Annotated in this window: 15 protein-coding genes; 6 read left to right on the top strand and 9 right to left on the bottom strand. The window is 53.2% G+C overall.

All coding sequences use genetic code 11. From position 1 onward, the window contains the following. The first annotated feature begins 168 nt into the window (after positions 1–168). Positions 169–1,536 carry a phosphate regulon sensor histidine kinase PhoR gene (phoR, locus tag F822_RS11130; protein WP_025041206.1) on the top strand — a complete coding sequence of 456 codons (1,368 nt, stop codon included), beginning with the start codon at positions 169–171 and terminating at the stop codon, positions 1,534–1,536. Positions 1,537–1,589: 53 nt separating this feature from the next. Then, on the top strand, positions 1,590–2,147 hold the full coding sequence (locus F822_RS11125) for an NUDIX domain-containing protein (protein WP_025041207.1): 558 nt from the start codon (positions 1,590–1,592) through the stop codon (positions 2,145–2,147). Between the two features lie 117 nt (positions 2,148–2,264). Here the strand turns inward: F822_RS11125 and F822_RS11120 are convergent, their stop codons facing one another. Beyond that, positions 2,265–2,966, bottom strand: coding sequence for an SDR family NAD(P)-dependent oxidoreductase (locus F822_RS11120; RefSeq protein WP_025041208.1), 702 nt, complete (start codon positions 2,964–2,966; stop codon positions 2,265–2,267). A gap of 198 nt (positions 2,967–3,164) precedes the next feature. After that, the gene (locus tag F822_RS15390) at positions 3,165–3,311 is read right to left on the bottom strand and encodes a hypothetical protein (RefSeq protein WP_156304405.1); all 147 of its coding nucleotides are present in this window, start codon (positions 3,309–3,311) and stop codon (positions 3,165–3,167) included. Between the two features lie 524 nt (positions 3,312–3,835). On the opposite strand from F822_RS15390, the gene F822_RS11115 reads away from it, so the two are divergent. The 3 genes from F822_RS11115 to F822_RS11105 all read left to right on the top strand — a co-directional run bounded on the left by F822_RS11115 (position 3,836) and on the right by F822_RS11105 (position 6,553). After that, a complete protein-coding gene (locus tag F822_RS11115) occupies positions 3,836–4,828 on the top strand; it encodes a serine/threonine protein kinase (protein WP_036576033.1) in 993 nt (330 codons plus the stop codon). A 78-nt stretch (positions 4,829–4,906) separates the two neighbouring features. After that, on the top strand, positions 4,907–5,368 hold the full coding sequence (locus tag F822_RS11110) for a YchJ family protein (protein ID WP_025041210.1): 462 nt from the start codon (positions 4,907–4,909) through the stop codon (positions 5,366–5,368). Between the two features lie 168 nt (positions 5,369–5,536). Further along, positions 5,537–6,553 (top strand): IS110 family RNA-guided transposase, encoded by a 1,017-nt coding sequence (locus F822_RS11105; RefSeq protein WP_025042270.1) that lies wholly within the window; start codon positions 5,537–5,539, stop codon positions 6,551–6,553. 792 nt (positions 6,554–7,345) lie between these two features. On the opposite strand, the gene F822_RS11100 is transcribed toward F822_RS11105, so the two are convergent. From F822_RS11100 to purB, 5 genes are all read right to left on the bottom strand, one after another. Next, positions 7,346–8,362 (bottom strand): IS110 family RNA-guided transposase, encoded by a 1,017-nt coding sequence (locus F822_RS11100; RefSeq protein WP_025042270.1) that lies wholly within the window; start codon positions 8,360–8,362, stop codon positions 7,346–7,348. Between the two features lie 116 nt (positions 8,363–8,478). Next, complete coding sequence (gene dnaJ, locus F822_RS11095; protein ID WP_025041871.1) at positions 8,479–9,585, bottom strand: molecular chaperone DnaJ; 1,107 nt, start codon at positions 9,583–9,585, stop codon at positions 8,479–8,481. Positions 9,586–9,719: 134 nt separating this feature from the next. Beyond that, positions 9,720–11,651, bottom strand: coding sequence for a molecular chaperone DnaK (gene dnaK / locus F822_RS11090; RefSeq protein WP_025041872.1), 1,932 nt, complete (start codon positions 11,649–11,651; stop codon positions 9,720–9,722). 88 nt (positions 11,652–11,739) lie between these two features. Then, positions 11,740–12,324, bottom strand: a complete 585-nt coding sequence (gene grpE / locus F822_RS11085) for a nucleotide exchange factor GrpE (RefSeq protein WP_025041873.1) — start codon at positions 12,322–12,324, stop codon at positions 11,740–11,742. A 264-nt stretch (positions 12,325–12,588) separates the two neighbouring features. Beyond that, on the bottom strand, positions 12,589–13,974 hold the full coding sequence (purB, locus tag F822_RS11080; RefSeq protein WP_025041874.1) for an adenylosuccinate lyase: 1,386 nt from the start codon (positions 13,972–13,974) through the stop codon (positions 12,589–12,591). 291 nt (positions 13,975–14,265) lie between these two features. Here purB and F822_RS11075 point away from each other — a divergent pair, with 291 nt between their 5' ends. After that, positions 14,266–14,874 (top strand): glutathione S-transferase, encoded by a 609-nt coding sequence (locus tag F822_RS11075; protein ID WP_025041875.1) that lies wholly within the window; start codon positions 14,266–14,268, stop codon positions 14,872–14,874. Positions 14,875–14,892: 18 nt separating this feature from the next. On the opposite strand, the gene mnmA is transcribed toward F822_RS11075, so the two are convergent. Both mnmA and F822_RS11065 read right to left on the bottom strand, forming a co-directional pair. Then, positions 14,893–15,993, bottom strand: a complete 1,101-nt coding sequence (gene mnmA / locus F822_RS11070) for a tRNA 2-thiouridine(34) synthase MnmA (RefSeq protein WP_025041876.1) — start codon at positions 15,991–15,993, stop codon at positions 14,893–14,895. 9 nt (positions 15,994–16,002) lie between these two features. Next, complete coding sequence (locus tag F822_RS11065) at positions 16,003–16,467, bottom strand: NUDIX hydrolase (RefSeq protein WP_025041877.1); 465 nt, start codon at positions 16,465–16,467, stop codon at positions 16,003–16,005. Positions 16,468–16,588 lie beyond the last annotated feature (121 nt).

Below are 16,588 nucleotides of genomic sequence, written 5' to 3'. Positions count from 1 at the left end.
CATCCCGCTTCGGGGTCGCACCTTCCTGCGGAAGGCACTGCTCCGCCCCTGCGCGGTCGTATTCCGCGTCGTTGCGCCTTGCCCTGCACCCCAAAAACCGTACACTTCACCCCGTCCAACTATCGGATTTAGGATAATGATCCCGCTTTATTCTTCCAAATAGCTTACGTGTCCAGTTTCTGGGAACGTTTCCGGGAGCATGGGGCCAACCTGGTCCTGATTACGGTTGTAACCGGGCTACTCCTGACAATGCTGGGTACTCTCGCGACATTAGCCCTCTATAATGTCGCGCTGCTGCTGCTGGTCATTTATCACTGGCGTCAATTGACGATACTCGACAAATGGCTTCAGACTGAAGAATCCAGATTACCTGCCGGTTTCGGAAGATGGGGAGATGTGTTTGCACGCTTGACTCGCCTGAAGCGTGACCAAAGCCAGAAACATCGGCAAATCAGCTCCGCGCTGGAACTTCTGCGACGCGCCACCTCGGCGATGCCGGAAGGCGTGGTAATCATGGATGAGATAGACCGCATCGAATGGTGCAACCCCGTAGCAGAGAAACATCTGGGCATCAATGCAGGTGTTGATACGGGTCAGCATATTACCCATCTGATGCGTCAAACTCAATTCACTAAATACCTTGCCGCCCAAAATTACGCGGAACCACTGATAATCAAGCAGTCCCGGCATCAGGGACTGACTCTTTCGCTACAGCTCGTGCCCTATGGCGATAAACAGAAACTGCTGCTCAGCCGTGATGTGACGCGCTTTGAAAGAATCCAGACCATGCGCCGGGATTTCGTCGCCAACGTGTCGCACGAACTACGCACGCCGCTGACGGTGGTTGGTGGATTTCTCGAAACACTGTCGGAAGAAGGTCATTCAGATCCTGAAACACGCAAATGGGCGCTGGCGCTGATGACCGATCAAACCAGGCGAATGCAAAGTCTGGTGGAAGACCTGTTGACGCTGTCGCGGCTGGAAGATACGGAAAACATGGCCCGGGAAGGAAACGTCGATGTTCCCGAAATGTTACGGAAGCTTTATGATGAAGCACAATCCTTGAGTGCCGGGCGCCACCGCATCAGCCTCAATCTCGATACCGGCACGAAATTATTGGGTAACACGGACGAATTGCGCAGCGCTTTCGGTAACCTTATCAGCAACGCCATCCGCTATACCCCTGGCGGGGGGGATATCTCTTTGAACTGGGCAATGCACGATGGACAAGGCGTATTTTCCGTTCAGGACAGCGGCATGGGCATTGAACCCCAACATATCCCGCGTCTTACGGAACGATTCTATCGGGTTGACCATGGGCGTTCGCGTGAAACGGGGGGTACCGGACTGGGCCTCGCCATTGTCAAGCATGTGCTGACTTGCCATCATGCGAAACTTGATATCGTCAGCGAACTCGGCAAAGGTAGCCTTTTCAGTGCATGGTTCCCATCCGAGAGGCTGATTGAACAGGAGGCGGCTAAATCGCCGGTAGCGCAAGCATATAGCCCTCCGGATGAAACGAACCCGTCATCCTGAATCTGGTAGTTGACTGCTTATTTTCCAGCTCATTTGTTTTCAAGGTTGCTTTTATGCCCAAACCACACCTCGATCTTACGGAAACAACACTCAGCAGCGAGAATGTGTACGATGGCAAGCTTCTCCATGTGCGAGCGGATCAAGCCCGGCTGCCTGACGGCAAAGTCGCAGTACGCGAATACATCAAGCATCCCGGCGCAGTAGTCATCATACCGTTGCTCGACAATGGCGAGTTGGTGCTGGAACGCCAGTATCGCTATCCCCTGCAGCGGGAGTTTTATGAGCTGCCTGCCGGAAAAATCGATGCTGGCGAAGACCCGCTTAAGTGCGCTCAACGGGAACTACTGGAGGAAACAGGTTACACGGCGGAAAACTGGCGTTATATCGCCACCTTGCACCCTTGTATCGGTTATTCGGACGAGAAGTTGATCTATTACTTTGCGGAAGGTCTCACCTTCAAGGGCGCAAGCCTGGATGACGGCGAGCATCTGGAGGTGCTCACCTTAGGATTACCGACGGCGCTGGAGTGGGTAAAAACGGGAAAAATATCCGACAATAAAACGGTTTCCGGTCTGTTTTGGGCAGAGAAGCTATTGAGTGGCACATGGTAAATGGTGAGCGGTTTCGATCCGCCGGGCATGATCGCTACGCCGTTATAATTCCCTGCTTCCTCCCGTTGCGCCCCATAAACCTGCTGCTGCCTTTCGCTCTAATCGAGCAATCCCCTTTTACCATTTCTCTCCGAAAGGCCGAAGATCAAGCTCGAATGTCCAGGCCTGTGATTGCTGTTGTGTGAGAAAGTAAACGGCTTCCGCTATCTGAGAGGGCTCCATGAAGAATTCATCAGGCTTGCCTTCCATGTGCTGCCGGGTTCGCTGCAAATTCAGGATACCGTCGAGAATCACGTAGCTGACATGAATCCTTTCAGGGCCGAGATACCGCGCCAATGATTGCGCGAGGCCGCGCTGACCCGCTTTTGCAGACGCAAAAGGAGCGAAGTTGGCGCCGCCTTTAATTGATGCGGTCGCGCCGATAATGACTATATTCCCGGTTCCCGCAGCGCGCATATCGGGAAGCACTTCTTTTACGGTCTGGAACAGCCCGCGGCAATTGACTTCCCAAGCGTCCTGAAAACTTTCCAGTGTCGCGTCATCTATATTTTGAAATGCGCCTGCACCAGCGTTGTATATTAAAACATCCACCGGGCCGAACTGCTGGCGGATCTGCGCAAAAACCTCGGATGAGGTTTCCGTATCCTTGACATCGTACTGAAATGCACGGGAACCCTTTATCTTCCCGGCGATTTTATTCAGCTTCTCTTTATTGCGGGCGCAAAGCGCCACCCGATAGCCATCCTCCGCAAACCGCGCGCCCATAGCAGCGCCGTTACCAGGACCCGCACCGACAATCACACAAACACCTTTATCCATTTATTTGACTCCAATGAAGAAGCAGTTGGCCGTACAGGTTGACTATATAGCAATGGTAAACCGCACAGCGATGATCAGGCTACCTGCTTGGCACAGATGATATTTTTTAGGTATGCGCTATCGCTCGGAGGCGATATGATCTCCATGGCGCCGTAAGAGAAAAGGTTGGGCAAAGGTTTATTGAACCCAGATAATTCATTAGGCGGTCTGCGAGCCTATGCGAGTGCTGGCGGTCAGTTTGCGGCCATTTTCGCCGCCATTCTTGCTACCTGCGCGGCGTCCATAGACCAGGCTATGGATTTCTCTCAACCGGCAAAACTGTCTCGCAACCTGCCTCGTCATCATCTCGCGTCCTAATGAATTATCTGGGTTTAAAGCAAAAAATTTGTTGAATCAAAGAACAACGACGCATGAGAATCCGATATCGGCATACCTCGTCTCATATCAGCCATGTAGCGTAAATTCAAGCCGCAGGTTTGTATTTTGAAAAGAAAGCAAACCGGATTTTTGAAAGCGGTTCGAGCACGCCAGGGGCCGAAATTCGCCAACCTGGCCCAGTATGCATGGGCTCATGGCCTTGGTGTGGACCCGCCATCTCCCGACCGACAAGCCCGCGCAGGGCACCAGTATCTAAAGTTTTATGGAGCTTTCCTCGATAGACGCCTGAATATCCATCGGTTCTCGACCTCAAGCAACCGGGGAGGCCCTCAGGGTCAGACACATTATTTCACTCCCGAATACGAATACCGCAAGTAGCCACTCACCAGTCGTTTACGGTATAGTCCTTCCGATTTGAAAAACTGACAGTACAACTCCCGCCCCGTAAAAAAAGAAAACCGGCACCGTCTCGTCTAGAGTGATTGGCAGTGATAAAAACGAGTAAACCGCCCCAAAATTTTTCTACACTCCCTCCCGATTGTGTGTTGAACGCGCTGGAAAGCGTGGGCTTCCGCAGCGATGGCCGCCTGTTGGCGCTCAACAGCTACGAGAACCGTGTCTACCAGATCGGCATGGAAGAGAGCGCGCCGCTGGTGGCAAAATTTTATCGCCCCGAACGCTGGACGGATGCCGCAATATTGGAAGAACACGCCTTCGTTCAGGAGTTGGCCGAGCGCGAAATCCCTGTCGTGCCCGCGCTGGTGCTGAATGGAAAAACCCTGCATAATTTCGAAGGATTCCGCTTCGCTGTTTTTCCAAAACATGGCGGCCGTGCGCCCGAACTGGAAAACCGCCACACGCTGGAATGGATGGGGCGATTCCTCGGACGCATACACGCCATTGGCGCACTCAAGCCGTTTCGCGAACGTCCCTCACTGGATATAGCCAGCTTCGGCGAACAACCGCGGGACTATCTGCTGACGCATGAATTCATTCCGGCTGATCTCAATGCAGCCTATCGCAGTGCGGTGAATCAGGCACTGGATGGCGTCAGCCACTGCTTTGCGCGCGCGGGTGAAGTGAGCGCCTTGCGCCTGCATGGTGACTGTCATGCGGGCAATGTGCTTTGGACGGACGACGGTCCGCACTTTGTGGATTTTGATGACAGCCGCATGGCGCCTGCGGTGCAGGACCTGTGGATGTTATTGTCGGGGGACCGCTCCGACATGGTACGGCAATTGAGCGACGTGTTGGCCGGATATGAGGATTTTTGCGATTTCGACCAACGCGAATTGCATCTGGTCGAGGCGCTACGCACGCTGCGCCTGATCCATTATGCGGCGTGGCTCGCGCAGCGCTGGGATGATCCCGCCTTCAAGCAGGCGTTCCCGTGGTTCAACACCCAGCGCTATTGGCAGGATCGCATCCTTGAGTTGCGCGAACAGATCGCGCTGATGGATGAGCCGCCACTGTGGCAGGCGTAACGTTGTTCCCATGTGTTCATGTTGTGGCTAAAAAAATAATTTGAGAAGTTCAGCCAAATCTTGCAGCTTTCTGTGGATATGGATATAGACGCGAAAACGATGTGCTGCCCGTGCGGCTGCGCAGAGGAAACGGCGAAACCGGTGGGAACCCGGCGGCGCTCCCCTTTATCGGACCGCAACAAAACATACGTCGGCTGCTGCGGCCGCTATCTGGATGATGGCGAAGCGGCTCCCACTGCAGAAGCATTGATGCGCTCACGCTACACTGCCTATACCCTCGGTCGTGAAGATTATCTGCTGAGGACTTGGCATCACAGTACACGTCCCGCTTCACTTGAACTTGCAAACAAACCACACAGCGCGCGCTGCAAATGGCTGGGGCTGGAAGTGAGGCGTCATGAACAGCTAGAGCCGGATAACACGATGGTAGAATTTGTGGCGCGCTATAAGGTGGACGGTCGGGCGCATCGTTTGCATGAAATCAGCCGTTTTGTGCGCGAAGCCGGGCAGTGGTTCTATATTGATGGCGAAAACGTCTGAGATTCTGAAGCGGAGCAATCAGTCTTCTTAAGCGTTATAAATGTCAACGCGCGTAAGACGTAGGGCGCGTAAGACGTAGGGCAATGGAATGGACACCTCCTACCTAAACGGCATCGTAATGTGCCAGACTGAAGATTCCAACCAATCAGTCGAAGGAGGAGGTGTGAAATGGATGTTACCTGTATTGGCATAGACTTGGCAAAGCAAGTATTTCAGATTCACGGTGTTGATCATCACGGCAAGGCAGTAGTAAAGAAACAGCTACGGCGCGGTCAGATGCTGTCGTACTTCCGCAAGCTGGCGCCGACTTTGATCGGCATGGAAGCCTGCGGCAGTGCCCACTACTGGGCACGTGAGTTGGGCGAGATGGGACACGACGCACGCCTGATGTCGCCGCAATTCGTCAAGCCCTACGTCAAGAGCGGCAAGAACGACGCGCATGATGCCGAAGCGATCTGTGAAGCCGTAAGCCGTCCCAGCATGCGCTTTGTTCAGGTCAAGAGCGTGGAACAACAAGTAATGCAAGCGGAACACCGAATTCGCGCCCGGCTCATCAAGGCACGCACGGCACTCAGCAATGAGATACGCGGCTTGCTCGGTGAATTCGGCATTGTACTTCCCGCCTCCCTGACGAGATTGCGCCGAGCCATACCCGAACTGCTGGAAGATGGCGAGAATGGCCTGCTGAGTGATTTCCGCCGACTGCTCTGCCTGCTGGGGGAAGAATTGCGCAAGCTGGATGACAACATCAAAGAATACGATGCCCGCATTGCCCAGAGGGCGCGGGAAGACGAACGCATCCAACGGCTCCTGCGCGTAGAAGGAATTGGTCCGGTCGTCGCCAGCGCCCTGGTGTCTGCGGTAGGTAACGGAAAACAGTTTTGCAAAGGCCGGGACATGGCAGCCTGGCTGGGATTGACGCCAAGCCAGCATTCCAGTGGCGGCAAGAGCCAATTGGGGCGCATCAGCAAACGCGGCGATAAATACGTACGCATGTTGCTGATACACGGCGCACGAGCGGCGCTCAAGGCGGCGGAGAACAAGGAAGACGCCCGTAGCCGCTGGGTGACGGGGCTGGCGAAACGACGCAACAAAAACATCGCGACGGTGGCACTGGCGAACAAGAACGCCCGTATTGCATGGTCAATCCTGAGCCGTGAGGAAACGTATCGAACAGCGGTATAACAGCAGGCAGTTCCAGGAAAGTTTAGCAGGAGACATCAAACAACGATTGCGTAGCAAAACGAATTGATGGCAAACAGGTCAGACCGGCGTAAGTGACTCAGCTTATTGTGTTGGCTCACTGGCGAAGCAACAATCGACAAAGCCGCTAGGGCGATTTGAGACTTACGCGCGAATTCCATCATGGCTCAGGTACCTCGCTACCCAACAGGAAGCCGGATATACGGAAGCAGTTGAACCAAAACCATCAACACGGGTTGCTTGCAAAACGGGAGGTGTCCATATACGACAATAAGCGAAACGCATTGCGCCGTATGAGAATTTTCTCTAACTATTGCCATGCATGACTATTATAGAGTCGCGTCTAATTTCATTGCGTCATCGAACTCTCGCCCAAAAATGCTGACGTTTCAATCCGGCGCGGTTGATCAAAATTGCGTTTTCCAAGACATTACCAACCATTACCCAAGTGATGTCTCAAGTTGACGGTGCAATGCACTTCGCTTATTGCATATATGGACACCTCCCGTTTTGCAAGCAACCCGTGTTGATGGTTTTGGTTCAACTGCTTCCGTATATCCGGCTTCCTGTTGGGTAGCGAGGTACCTGAGCCATGATGGAATTCGCGCGTAAGTCTCAAATCGCCCTAGCGGCTTTGTCGATTGTTGCTTCGCCAGTGAGCCAACACAATAAGCTGAGTCACTTACGCCGGTCTGACCTGTTTGCCATCAATTCGTTTTGCTACGCAATCGTTGTTTGATGTCTCCTGCTAAACTTTCCTGGAACTGCCTGCTGTTATACCGCTGTTCGATACGTTTCCTCACGGCTCAGGATTGACCATGCAATACGGGCGTTCTTGTTCGCCAGTGCCACCGTCGCGATGTTTTTGTTGCGTCGTTTCGCCAGCCCCGTCACCCAGCGGCTACGGGCGTCTTCCTTGTTCTCCGCCGCCTTGAGCGCCGCTCGTGCGCCGTGTATCAGCAACATGCGTACGTATTTATCGCCGCGTTTGCTGATGCGCCCCAATTGGCTCTTGCCGCCACTGGAATGCTGGCTTGGCGTCAATCCCAGCCAGGCTGCCATGTCCCGGCCTTTGCAAAACTGTTTTCCGTTACCTACCGCAGACACCAGGGCGCTGGCGACGACCGGACCAATTCCTTCTACGCGCAGGAGCCGTTGGATGCGTTCGTCTTCCCGCGCCCTCTGGGCAATGCGGGCATCGTATTCTTTGATGTTGTCATCCAGCTTGCGCAATTCTTCCCCCAGCAGGCAGAGCAGTCGGCGGAAATCACTCAGCAGGCCATTCTCGCCATCTTCCAGCAGTTCGGGTATGGCTCGGCGCAATCTCGTCAGGGAGGCGGGAAGTACAATGCCGAATTCACCGAGCAAGCCGCGTATCTCATTGCTGAGTGCCGTGCGTGCCTTGATGAGCCGGGCGCGAATTCGGTGTTCCGCTTGCATTACTTGTTGTTCCACGCTCTTGACCTGAACAAAGCGCATGCTGGGACGGCTTACGGCTTCACAGATCGCTTCGGCATCATGCGCGTCGTTCTTGCCGCTCTTGACGTAGGGCTTGACGAATTGCGGCGACATCAGGCGTGCGTCGTGTCCCATCTCGCCCAACTCACGTGCCCAGTAGTGGGCACTGCCGCAGGCTTCCATGCCGATCAAAGTCGGCGCCAGCTTGCGGAAGTACGACAGCATCTGACCGCGCCGTAGCTGTTTCTTTACTACTGCCTTGCCGTGATGATCAACACCGTGAATCTGAAATACTTGCTTTGCCAAGTCTATGCCAATACAGGTAACATCCATTTCACACCTCCTCCTTCGACTGATTGGTTGGAATCTTCAGTCTGGCACATTACGATGCCGTTTAGGTAGGAGGTGTCCATTCCATTGCCCTACGTCTTGTTCTTATCGCCGGAAGATTACTCCGCAAAGAACTCCCGCACCTTGTCCATCCATGATTTGGCACGGGGGCTGTGGCGAGGACCGCCTTCCTGATTGATCACTTCCAGTTCCTGCAACAGCTCCCTCTGACGCGCCGTGAGCTTGACCGGGGTTTCCACTACCACATGACATAATAGATCGCCCTGGTTATTGCTGCGCACACCTTTGATGCCCTTGCCGCGTAACCGGAATACTTTCCCACTCTGAGTTTCAGCGGGAATCCTGATTTTGGCGTGGCCGTCGAGCGTAGGAATTTCAATTTCCCCGCCGAGTGCGGCAGTGGTAAAGCTTATGGGCATTTCGCAGTGCAGATCATTGTGGTCGCGCTGAAAGACAGAATGAGGAGTGAGATTGATAACGACATACAAATCCCCCGACGGGCCATTGTTGACCCCAGCTTCACCCTCCCCGGATAAACGGATACGGTCGCCTTCATCCACTCCGGCAGGAATCTTTACCGACAGGGTCTTATGGTGCTTGACGCGTCCCGAACCGCCGCACGTAACGCATGGGCTCGAGATAAATTTCCCGCTTCCATGGCATTTGGGGCAGGTTTGCTGAATCGAGAAAAACCCTTGCTGCATCCTGACTTGGCCGTGGCCGTTGCAGGTAGGGCACGTAACGGGTGAAGTACCGGGCTTGGCGCCATTCCCATGGCAGGTTCCACACGCATCCATCGTCGGGATGCGGATCTTTGTTTCGGTTCCGCGTGCCGCCTGTTCCAACGAAATTTCCAGGTTATAGCGCAGATCCGCACCGCGATAGACATTGGCCTGTCCTCCACGGCCCCCGAAGAGGTCGCCGAATATATCGCCGAATGCGTCGGAAAATCCCTGGGCACCCGCGCCCGCCATATTAGGATCCACGCCGGCATGGCCATGCTGGTCGTATGCTGCGCGCTTCTTCGGGTCCGACAGTATTTCGTAGGCTTCCTTGGCCTCCTTGAAATGCTCTTCCGATTTGGGATTATCCGGATTGCGGTCCGGATGATGTTTCATCGCCAGTCTGCGATAGGCTTTTTTTATATCCTCTTCGCTGCTGTCGCGGTTAACGCCCAGAACTTCATAGTAATCGCGTTTGTTCATGTCAGTTTTAATGGAAAATCGGAAGTGCGGAGACGATAACCGATACTGCTTTGCCTATTCCCGTAATAGGCAAAACGCAGAATGCAGAAGAATGGCTCTCCGCATCTCTGCGCTTTGACGTTTTCTGTGCTTACTTATTTCTTGTTCTTGACTTCTTCAAACTCAGCATCTACTACCTCGCCTTCAACAGGTTTTTCGCCCCCGCCATGTGAAGCGTGCTCCGCACCCGGCTGAGCCTGCTGACCCTGCTCTTGCGAATACATCTTCTCCGCCAGTTTATGCGAGACCTCGGCCAGAGCCTGAGTCTTGGCCTCGATGACATCCTTGCTATCCGATTTCAGCGCATCCTCCGCCTCCTTCAGCGCATCTTCTATTTTGGACTTTTCATCGGCATCCAGTTTTTCGCCATGCTCTTTCAATGTTTTTCTCACCGAATGGATCATGGCGTCACACTGGTTGCGGGCGGTAACCAGTTCCAGCGTTTTATGATCCTCTTCGGCATGCGCCTCCGCATCTTTGACCATGCGCTGTACTTCCTCATCCGAAAGGCCGGAGCTTGCCTGAATCTTGATTTTATTTTCCTTCCCCGTCGCCTTATCCTTGGCGGATACGTGCAGTATGCCGTTTGAATCGATATCGAATGCCACCTCGATTTGCGGCATGCCGCGCGGTGAGGGCGGAATATCGCTCAGATTGAATTGACCGAGACTCTTGTTGCCGGACGCCATCTCGCGCTCACCTTGCAGTACATGAATGGTCACGGCTGTCTGATTTTCCTCGGCCGTCGAAAATACCTGTTGCGCCTTGGTCGGAATGGTGGTGTTTTTCTGAATCAACTTGGTCATCACACCGCCCAGCGTTTCGATGCCCAACGATAACGGGGTAACATCCAGCAGCAGCACGTCCTTGACCGAACCCTGCAACACACCACCTTGAATGGCAGCACCGACCGCAACCGCTTCGTCCGGATTAACGTCCTTGCGCGGTTCCTTGCCGAAAATTTCCCTGACCTTATCCTGAACCTTGGGCATACGGCTCTGCCCGCCCACCAGAATAACGTCGTCGATATCGGAAATCTTTACCCCGGCATCCTTGATAGCGATCCGGCAAGGCTCCATGGTCCGGTCGATCAACTCTTCCACCAGGCTTTCCAGCTTTGCCCGGGTAATTCTCACAGCGAGGTGCTTCGGTCCGGAAGCATCCGCCGTAATGTAGGGCAGGTTGACCTCGGTCTGCTGACTGGATGAAAGTTCAATCTTGGCTTTTTCCGCCGAATCCTTTAGACGTTGCAGTGCAAGCATGTCTTTTTTCAGATCTATGCCGGTTTCCTTCCTGAATTCATCCACCAGGTATTCGATGATGCGCGAGTCGAAATCCTCGCCGCCCAGGAAGGTATCTCCGTTCGTGGCCAACACTTCAAACTGGTGCTCACCCTCTACTTCCGCGATTTCGATAATGGAAATATCGAAAGTGCCACCGCCCAGATCGTACACGGCGATCTTGCGGTCACCTTCTTTTTTATCCATGCCGAAAGCCAGGGCTGCCGCAGTCGGTTCATTGATGATGCGCTTGACTTCCAGGCCGGCGATGCGTCCTGCGTCTTTTGTCGCTTGACGCTGAGAATCGTTGAAATAGGCAGGAACGGTAATAACGGCTTCGGTAACCGGTTCACCCAGATAATCCTCCGCGGTCTTTTTCATTTTTATCAACACTTGTGCCGATATCTCCGGCGGGGCAATCTTCTTGCCGCGCACCTCTATCCAGGCGTCATTGTTGTCGGCCTTGACAATGCTGTAAGGCACCATTTTGATATCCTTTTGCACCATCTCCTCGTTGAACCGGCGTCCAATCAGGCGTTTCACCGCGAACAACGTGTTCTTGGGGTTAGTGACCGCCTGACGTTTGGCTGAAGCACCCACCAGAATTTCGCCATCTTCCGTGTAGGCGACAATGGACGGTGTTGTACGAGCGCCCTCTGAATTTTCTATGACCTTGGGCTTGCCGTTTTCGATGACAGCCACACATGAGTTCGTGGTGCCGAGGTCAATGCCGATAATTTTTCCCATGATTTGGATCCTTGTTAGTAGTTGGTATCGAATATTCGACTATGCGAAATATTCAGCTGTGCAGAAAATGGGGATCAAGATTGTAATTTCAAGTCTCTCCGGCCTTGGAAACAGACACTAATGCCGGTCGAATCACCCGGTCGTTCAAAACGTAACCTTTCTGCATCACCTGTACTACCGTATTGGGGGCAAGGTCAGAATTTACCGTACACATAGCCTGATGCAGATGTGGATCAAATTTCGCACCTTCCGGATTGATCACCTTGATATTGAATTTTTCGAAAACGGTAGTCAGTTGCTTTAGCGTCAATTCCATTCCGCTTTTGAAATTCTCGACCGTCGCGTTTTCCACCGCCAACGCGGCTTCCAGGCTGTCCATCACTGCGAGCAGTTCAGTGGAAAAGTTCTCTACTGCATATTTATGGGCGCTGGCAATGTCTATTTGCGCACGCTTTCTTATATTTTCCGCATCTGCCTTGGCGCGCAACCATGCATCATGATGCTCCTCCGCATCGAGCTCGGCTTTTTTAAGTAACTGTTCCAGGCTCGGCATCGATTCGGTCGCCGGTTCCGGTGTCTTATCTTCGTTGACTTTGGCTTCGGACGCGCTTGTTTCATCCGTCGCTGCAGTCAGTTCCGTCGGGTCTGATTGGGGTCGATTCAATTCCGTCATGGCGCTTCTCCTAATTTCGTTCATCACTATATCGGGATAGTTTTTTCAATTTCAAGCTCTAACAGTCTGTTGGCCTTAAAGGAAATCGGCTGCGACTCTTCAAACCCGACAGGCTGCTGGGAAATATCACGGCAGACTGAGCAAGACCTCGGTTGGGCATGTTGCTGAAAAACCGGAAAGCATCACGGACGCTGCGCCGCCTTGTATCTGCGGCTTGTACCCACCTGCCAAGCCGAAGATCGGAAACAAACCGGCACTCAAGAATCAGCTGTCTTCAATGCCGATTTTTCGGGCCAGCGCAGCGGCATCGCCAATATAATTCTGCGGCATCATTTTGCGTAAGCGTATTTTTTCGCTTTCCGGCAGAGTGAGATCATCGATAAATTTGTGCAATGTCTCTTTATTGATACCCTCTTTGCCCCGAGTCAACTCTTTCAACTGCTCATACGAATCCGATATGCCATGGCGGCGCATTACCGTCTGGATCGGCTCGGCCAAGACCTCCCAGGCATTTTCCAGATCTTCCATCAAACGTTCGGGATTGACTTCCAGCTTGCCCAATCCGTTGCTGCAGGAACCATATGCCAGCAATGTATGCCCCAACGCCACCCCCATGTTGCGAAGTACAGTGGAGTCCGTTAGATCACGCTGCCAACGGGATATCGGAAGCTTCTCGCTCAAATGGCGCAACAAGGCGTTGGCGATGCCGAGATTGCCTTCGGAGTTTTCGAAATCTATCGGATTGACCTTGTGCGGCATCGTTGAAGAGCCAATTTCACCTTCTCTGGTTTTTTGCTTGAAGTAGGCAAGAGAGATATACCCCCACATGTCGCGATTAAAATCCAGCAGCACCGTATTGACATGGGCATAGGCGTCAAATAACTCCGCCATTGCGTCGTGCGGTTCGATCTGCGTAGTGTAGGGGTTGAATTTCAGGCCAAGTTTTTCTACGAACTCCTGCGCGAATTGTTCCCAGCCGAAAGCGGGGTATGAAGCGAGATGGGCGTTGAAGTTACCTACCGCGCCATTGATTTTTCCCAGTATGGCCACGCCCGCTAGCCGTTCACGCGCCCGCAGCAGGCGATATGCGAAATTGGCAAGTTCCTTGCCAACTGTAGTGGGGGTAGCGGGTTGCCCATGCGTTCGGGCGAGCATGGGTGTATCAGCCATTGCATGCGCCATCTGTATGAGCCTGCCGATGATTTTTCCCAATGACGGCAGCATCACCCTGTCGCGGCTGTGCATCAGCATCAATCCGTGAGACAGATTATTGATGTCTTCCGACGTACACGCAAAATGGATGAATTGCGCGATTCGCGCGACCTCTGCATTCTTGATCAGACGTTCTCTGAGCCAGTACTCGACCGCCTTGACGTCGTGGTTGGTTCTTGTCTCGATGAATTTGACCGCTTCCGCATCGGCCTCGGAAAAATTCGTCGCGAGAGCATCAAGCTGTGCAATGGTGGCGGAAGAAAATGGCAGAGCTTCGGCGATGCCTGGTGCGTTGCTCAAGGCCTTGAGCCATTCTATTTCCAATTGGACACGGTACCGGATCAGCGCAAACTCGCTGAAGTACGGCCTCAGGTCTGCGACCTTTGCGCTATAACGCCCATCCAGGGGAGAGAGTGCGGTGAGAAAAGATGAATTCATGTTCTGTTTCCGGGTTATTGTCACCGGTAGGGCATTCTAGCAGCCTGTCGGACTTAAAGGAAATCGGCTGCAAAAGCGTCTGGACGGTTCATATCTCGCCACTTTTTCAGCCAAACAGAAATAACTGCTGGTCTTCAAGATCCTCAAAACCCGCCCTCACCCGTTCACTTTTCCGCTGCGATTCTTCAAGTCCGACAGGCTGCCGGCATACGCACTCGCCCAGACTATGTCATGCACCGCGCTGCGGAAAGCCGATATAATGCCTTTTGATAATTCCCCTCAAGGCTGATCATGAAGCTTATCGGATCGCTCACGAGTCCTTACGTTCGCAAGACGCGCATCGTTCTGGCTGAAAAACATATTGGTTATACTTTTGAGCTGGAGGCCCCCTGGAACGCGGACAGTCACGTATCGGATCACAACCCGCTTGGAAAAGTACCAGTGCTGATTATGGATGACGGCACCAGCCTGTTCGATTCGCGTGTGATTGTCGAGTATCTCGATAGTGTCAATCCAGTGTCCCGTTTACTTCCTGAATCCAACCGGCGCAGAATCATGGTCAAGCGCTGGGAGGCGCTAGCGGACGGTATTTGCGACGCCGCCGCCGCGATATTCCTCGAACGTAAACGGAATGACGCGCAACAAAGCGTGGAGTGGATTTCCCGCCAGCAGAAAAAAGTGATGCGGAGCCTGGAAACCGCTGCTCACGAACTGAGCGATAAAAAATGGTGCGACGGGAACGTCTATACGTTGGGCGATATTGCAGTGGGATGCGCGCTGGGTTACCTGGCTTTTCGGTTTCCTCAAATCGACTGGCGCGATACCTTTCCCAATCTTGCCGATCTTTCCGACAGGCTGGAAAAGCGCGCCGCCTTCATGGAGACAGTCCCGGTAGCCTGATAAATGGCTCAGGGATCCTTATTCGCATTCCCTCGCTTGATCGTCTGTAATTATCCCTCCCCCAAGACATACCTTGCTCTCATAAACCACCACGGATTGTCCCGGTGTCACAGCCCACTGCGGCTGAGCAAATTCGATTTCGCATTTACTGTGATCGACATACGCAATTGCACAAGGCGCATCCGCCTGGCGATAACGGGTCTTGGCCGCATAAACCCAGTTGCAATGGGGCGCACGGCCGCTTATCCATGTCAGTTCGGCTGCGGTAAGCGAGGGCTTGAATAAATCAGGATGATCGTGCCCCTGCACCACGATCAGGACATTTCGCGCTATATCCTTGTTCGCAACGAACCAGGGTTCGCCACCGCCCTCTCTTGTTCCGCCAATACCCAGCCCCTGTCGCTGGCCGATGGTGTAGTACATCAAGCCGGTATGCTCGCCCATGACGTTGCCAGCCGGCGTTTTTATCTCGCCCGGCTCATGCGGCAAGTAGCGATGGAGAAACTCCCTGAAAGGCCGTTCACCGATAAAACAAATCCCAGTGCTGTCTTTCTTGGAAAAATTGGGTAATTTGTAATCTCTGGCGATCTTGCGTACGTCGCGCTTGTAAAGATGGCCGATCGGAAACAGGGTCCGGGATAGCTGCGCCTGATTCAAACGATAGAGAAAATAGCTCTGGTCCTTGGTTCCGTCTTCACCTTTCAACAACTGGAACATTCCGTTTTTTTCTTGCACCTGGGCATAATGACCGGTAGCAATAAAGTCGGCGCCGAGTCCAGCAGCATGTTCAAGAAATGCCTTGAACTTGATCTCGGCGTTACATAACACATCCGGATTGGGCGTTCTCCCGGCCTGGTATTCCGCCAGGAAATGGCTGAATACACGCTCCTTGTACTCAGCCGAAAAATTTACCGCTTCCAGCGGGATCCCGATGATATCCGCAACCGACGCAGCGTCGATCAAATCCTGGCGGGACGAGCAGTATTGATCGGTGTCGTCATCTTCCCAATTCTTCATGAAGAGGCCGACTACGTCGTAACCCTGTTGTTTCAACAGCAAAGCGGCGACAGATGAATCAACCCCACCAGACATGCCAACGACTACGCGCGTTCTGCTCATGGTTTAAACCTAAACCCGGCAGTCGGACGCGTATGCGTGTGAAAGGATTTCCAGTGGATAATGCTTTCCGGCCACATGGTCTTCGATGCATTTCATTACTAACGGACTGCGATGGCAATAGGTCGTCTTGCGGATTTCCTCGATGCCGAACCACCCCGCGCGCACTATACCCGTGTCTAATACCCGATCCGGATCAAAATCGATGACGGAACCATTAAAAGCAAAACGAATGAAGGTAATGTTATCCGTCTCGGAGTGCCAGTGATAGATACCCAGGACCGATTGCGGTACAAACGTGTAGCCCGTTTCCTCCAGGGTTTCCCGAATTGCGCCCTGAATGATCGATTCACCCGGCTCCAGATGGCCCGCCGGTTGGTTGAACAGTAAACCGCTACCCGTTTGTTCCTCGACAAGCAGGTACTTTCCTTCTCTTTCGATGACTGCTGCAACGGTGACGTTGGGTTTCCAGATCATGATCTTTAACTTCGTTTATTGGAAAAATCGAATACAAGGATATATCGCAGCCGGCATTCTAGCGCCCTGCTCAGGGGAAAGAAACAGCAAGTGGGATGAACACTGCTCTTCGACAAGCCTG

This window comes from Nitrosospira briensis C-128, from assembly GCF_000619905.2.
In the GTDB taxonomy this organism is placed as follows: Bacteria; Pseudomonadota; Gammaproteobacteria; order Burkholderiales; family Nitrosomonadaceae; genus Nitrosospira; species Nitrosospira briensis.
The sequence above is the reverse complement of the archived record's forward strand: the minus strand, read 5'-3'. Positions and strand labels throughout refer to the sequence as shown.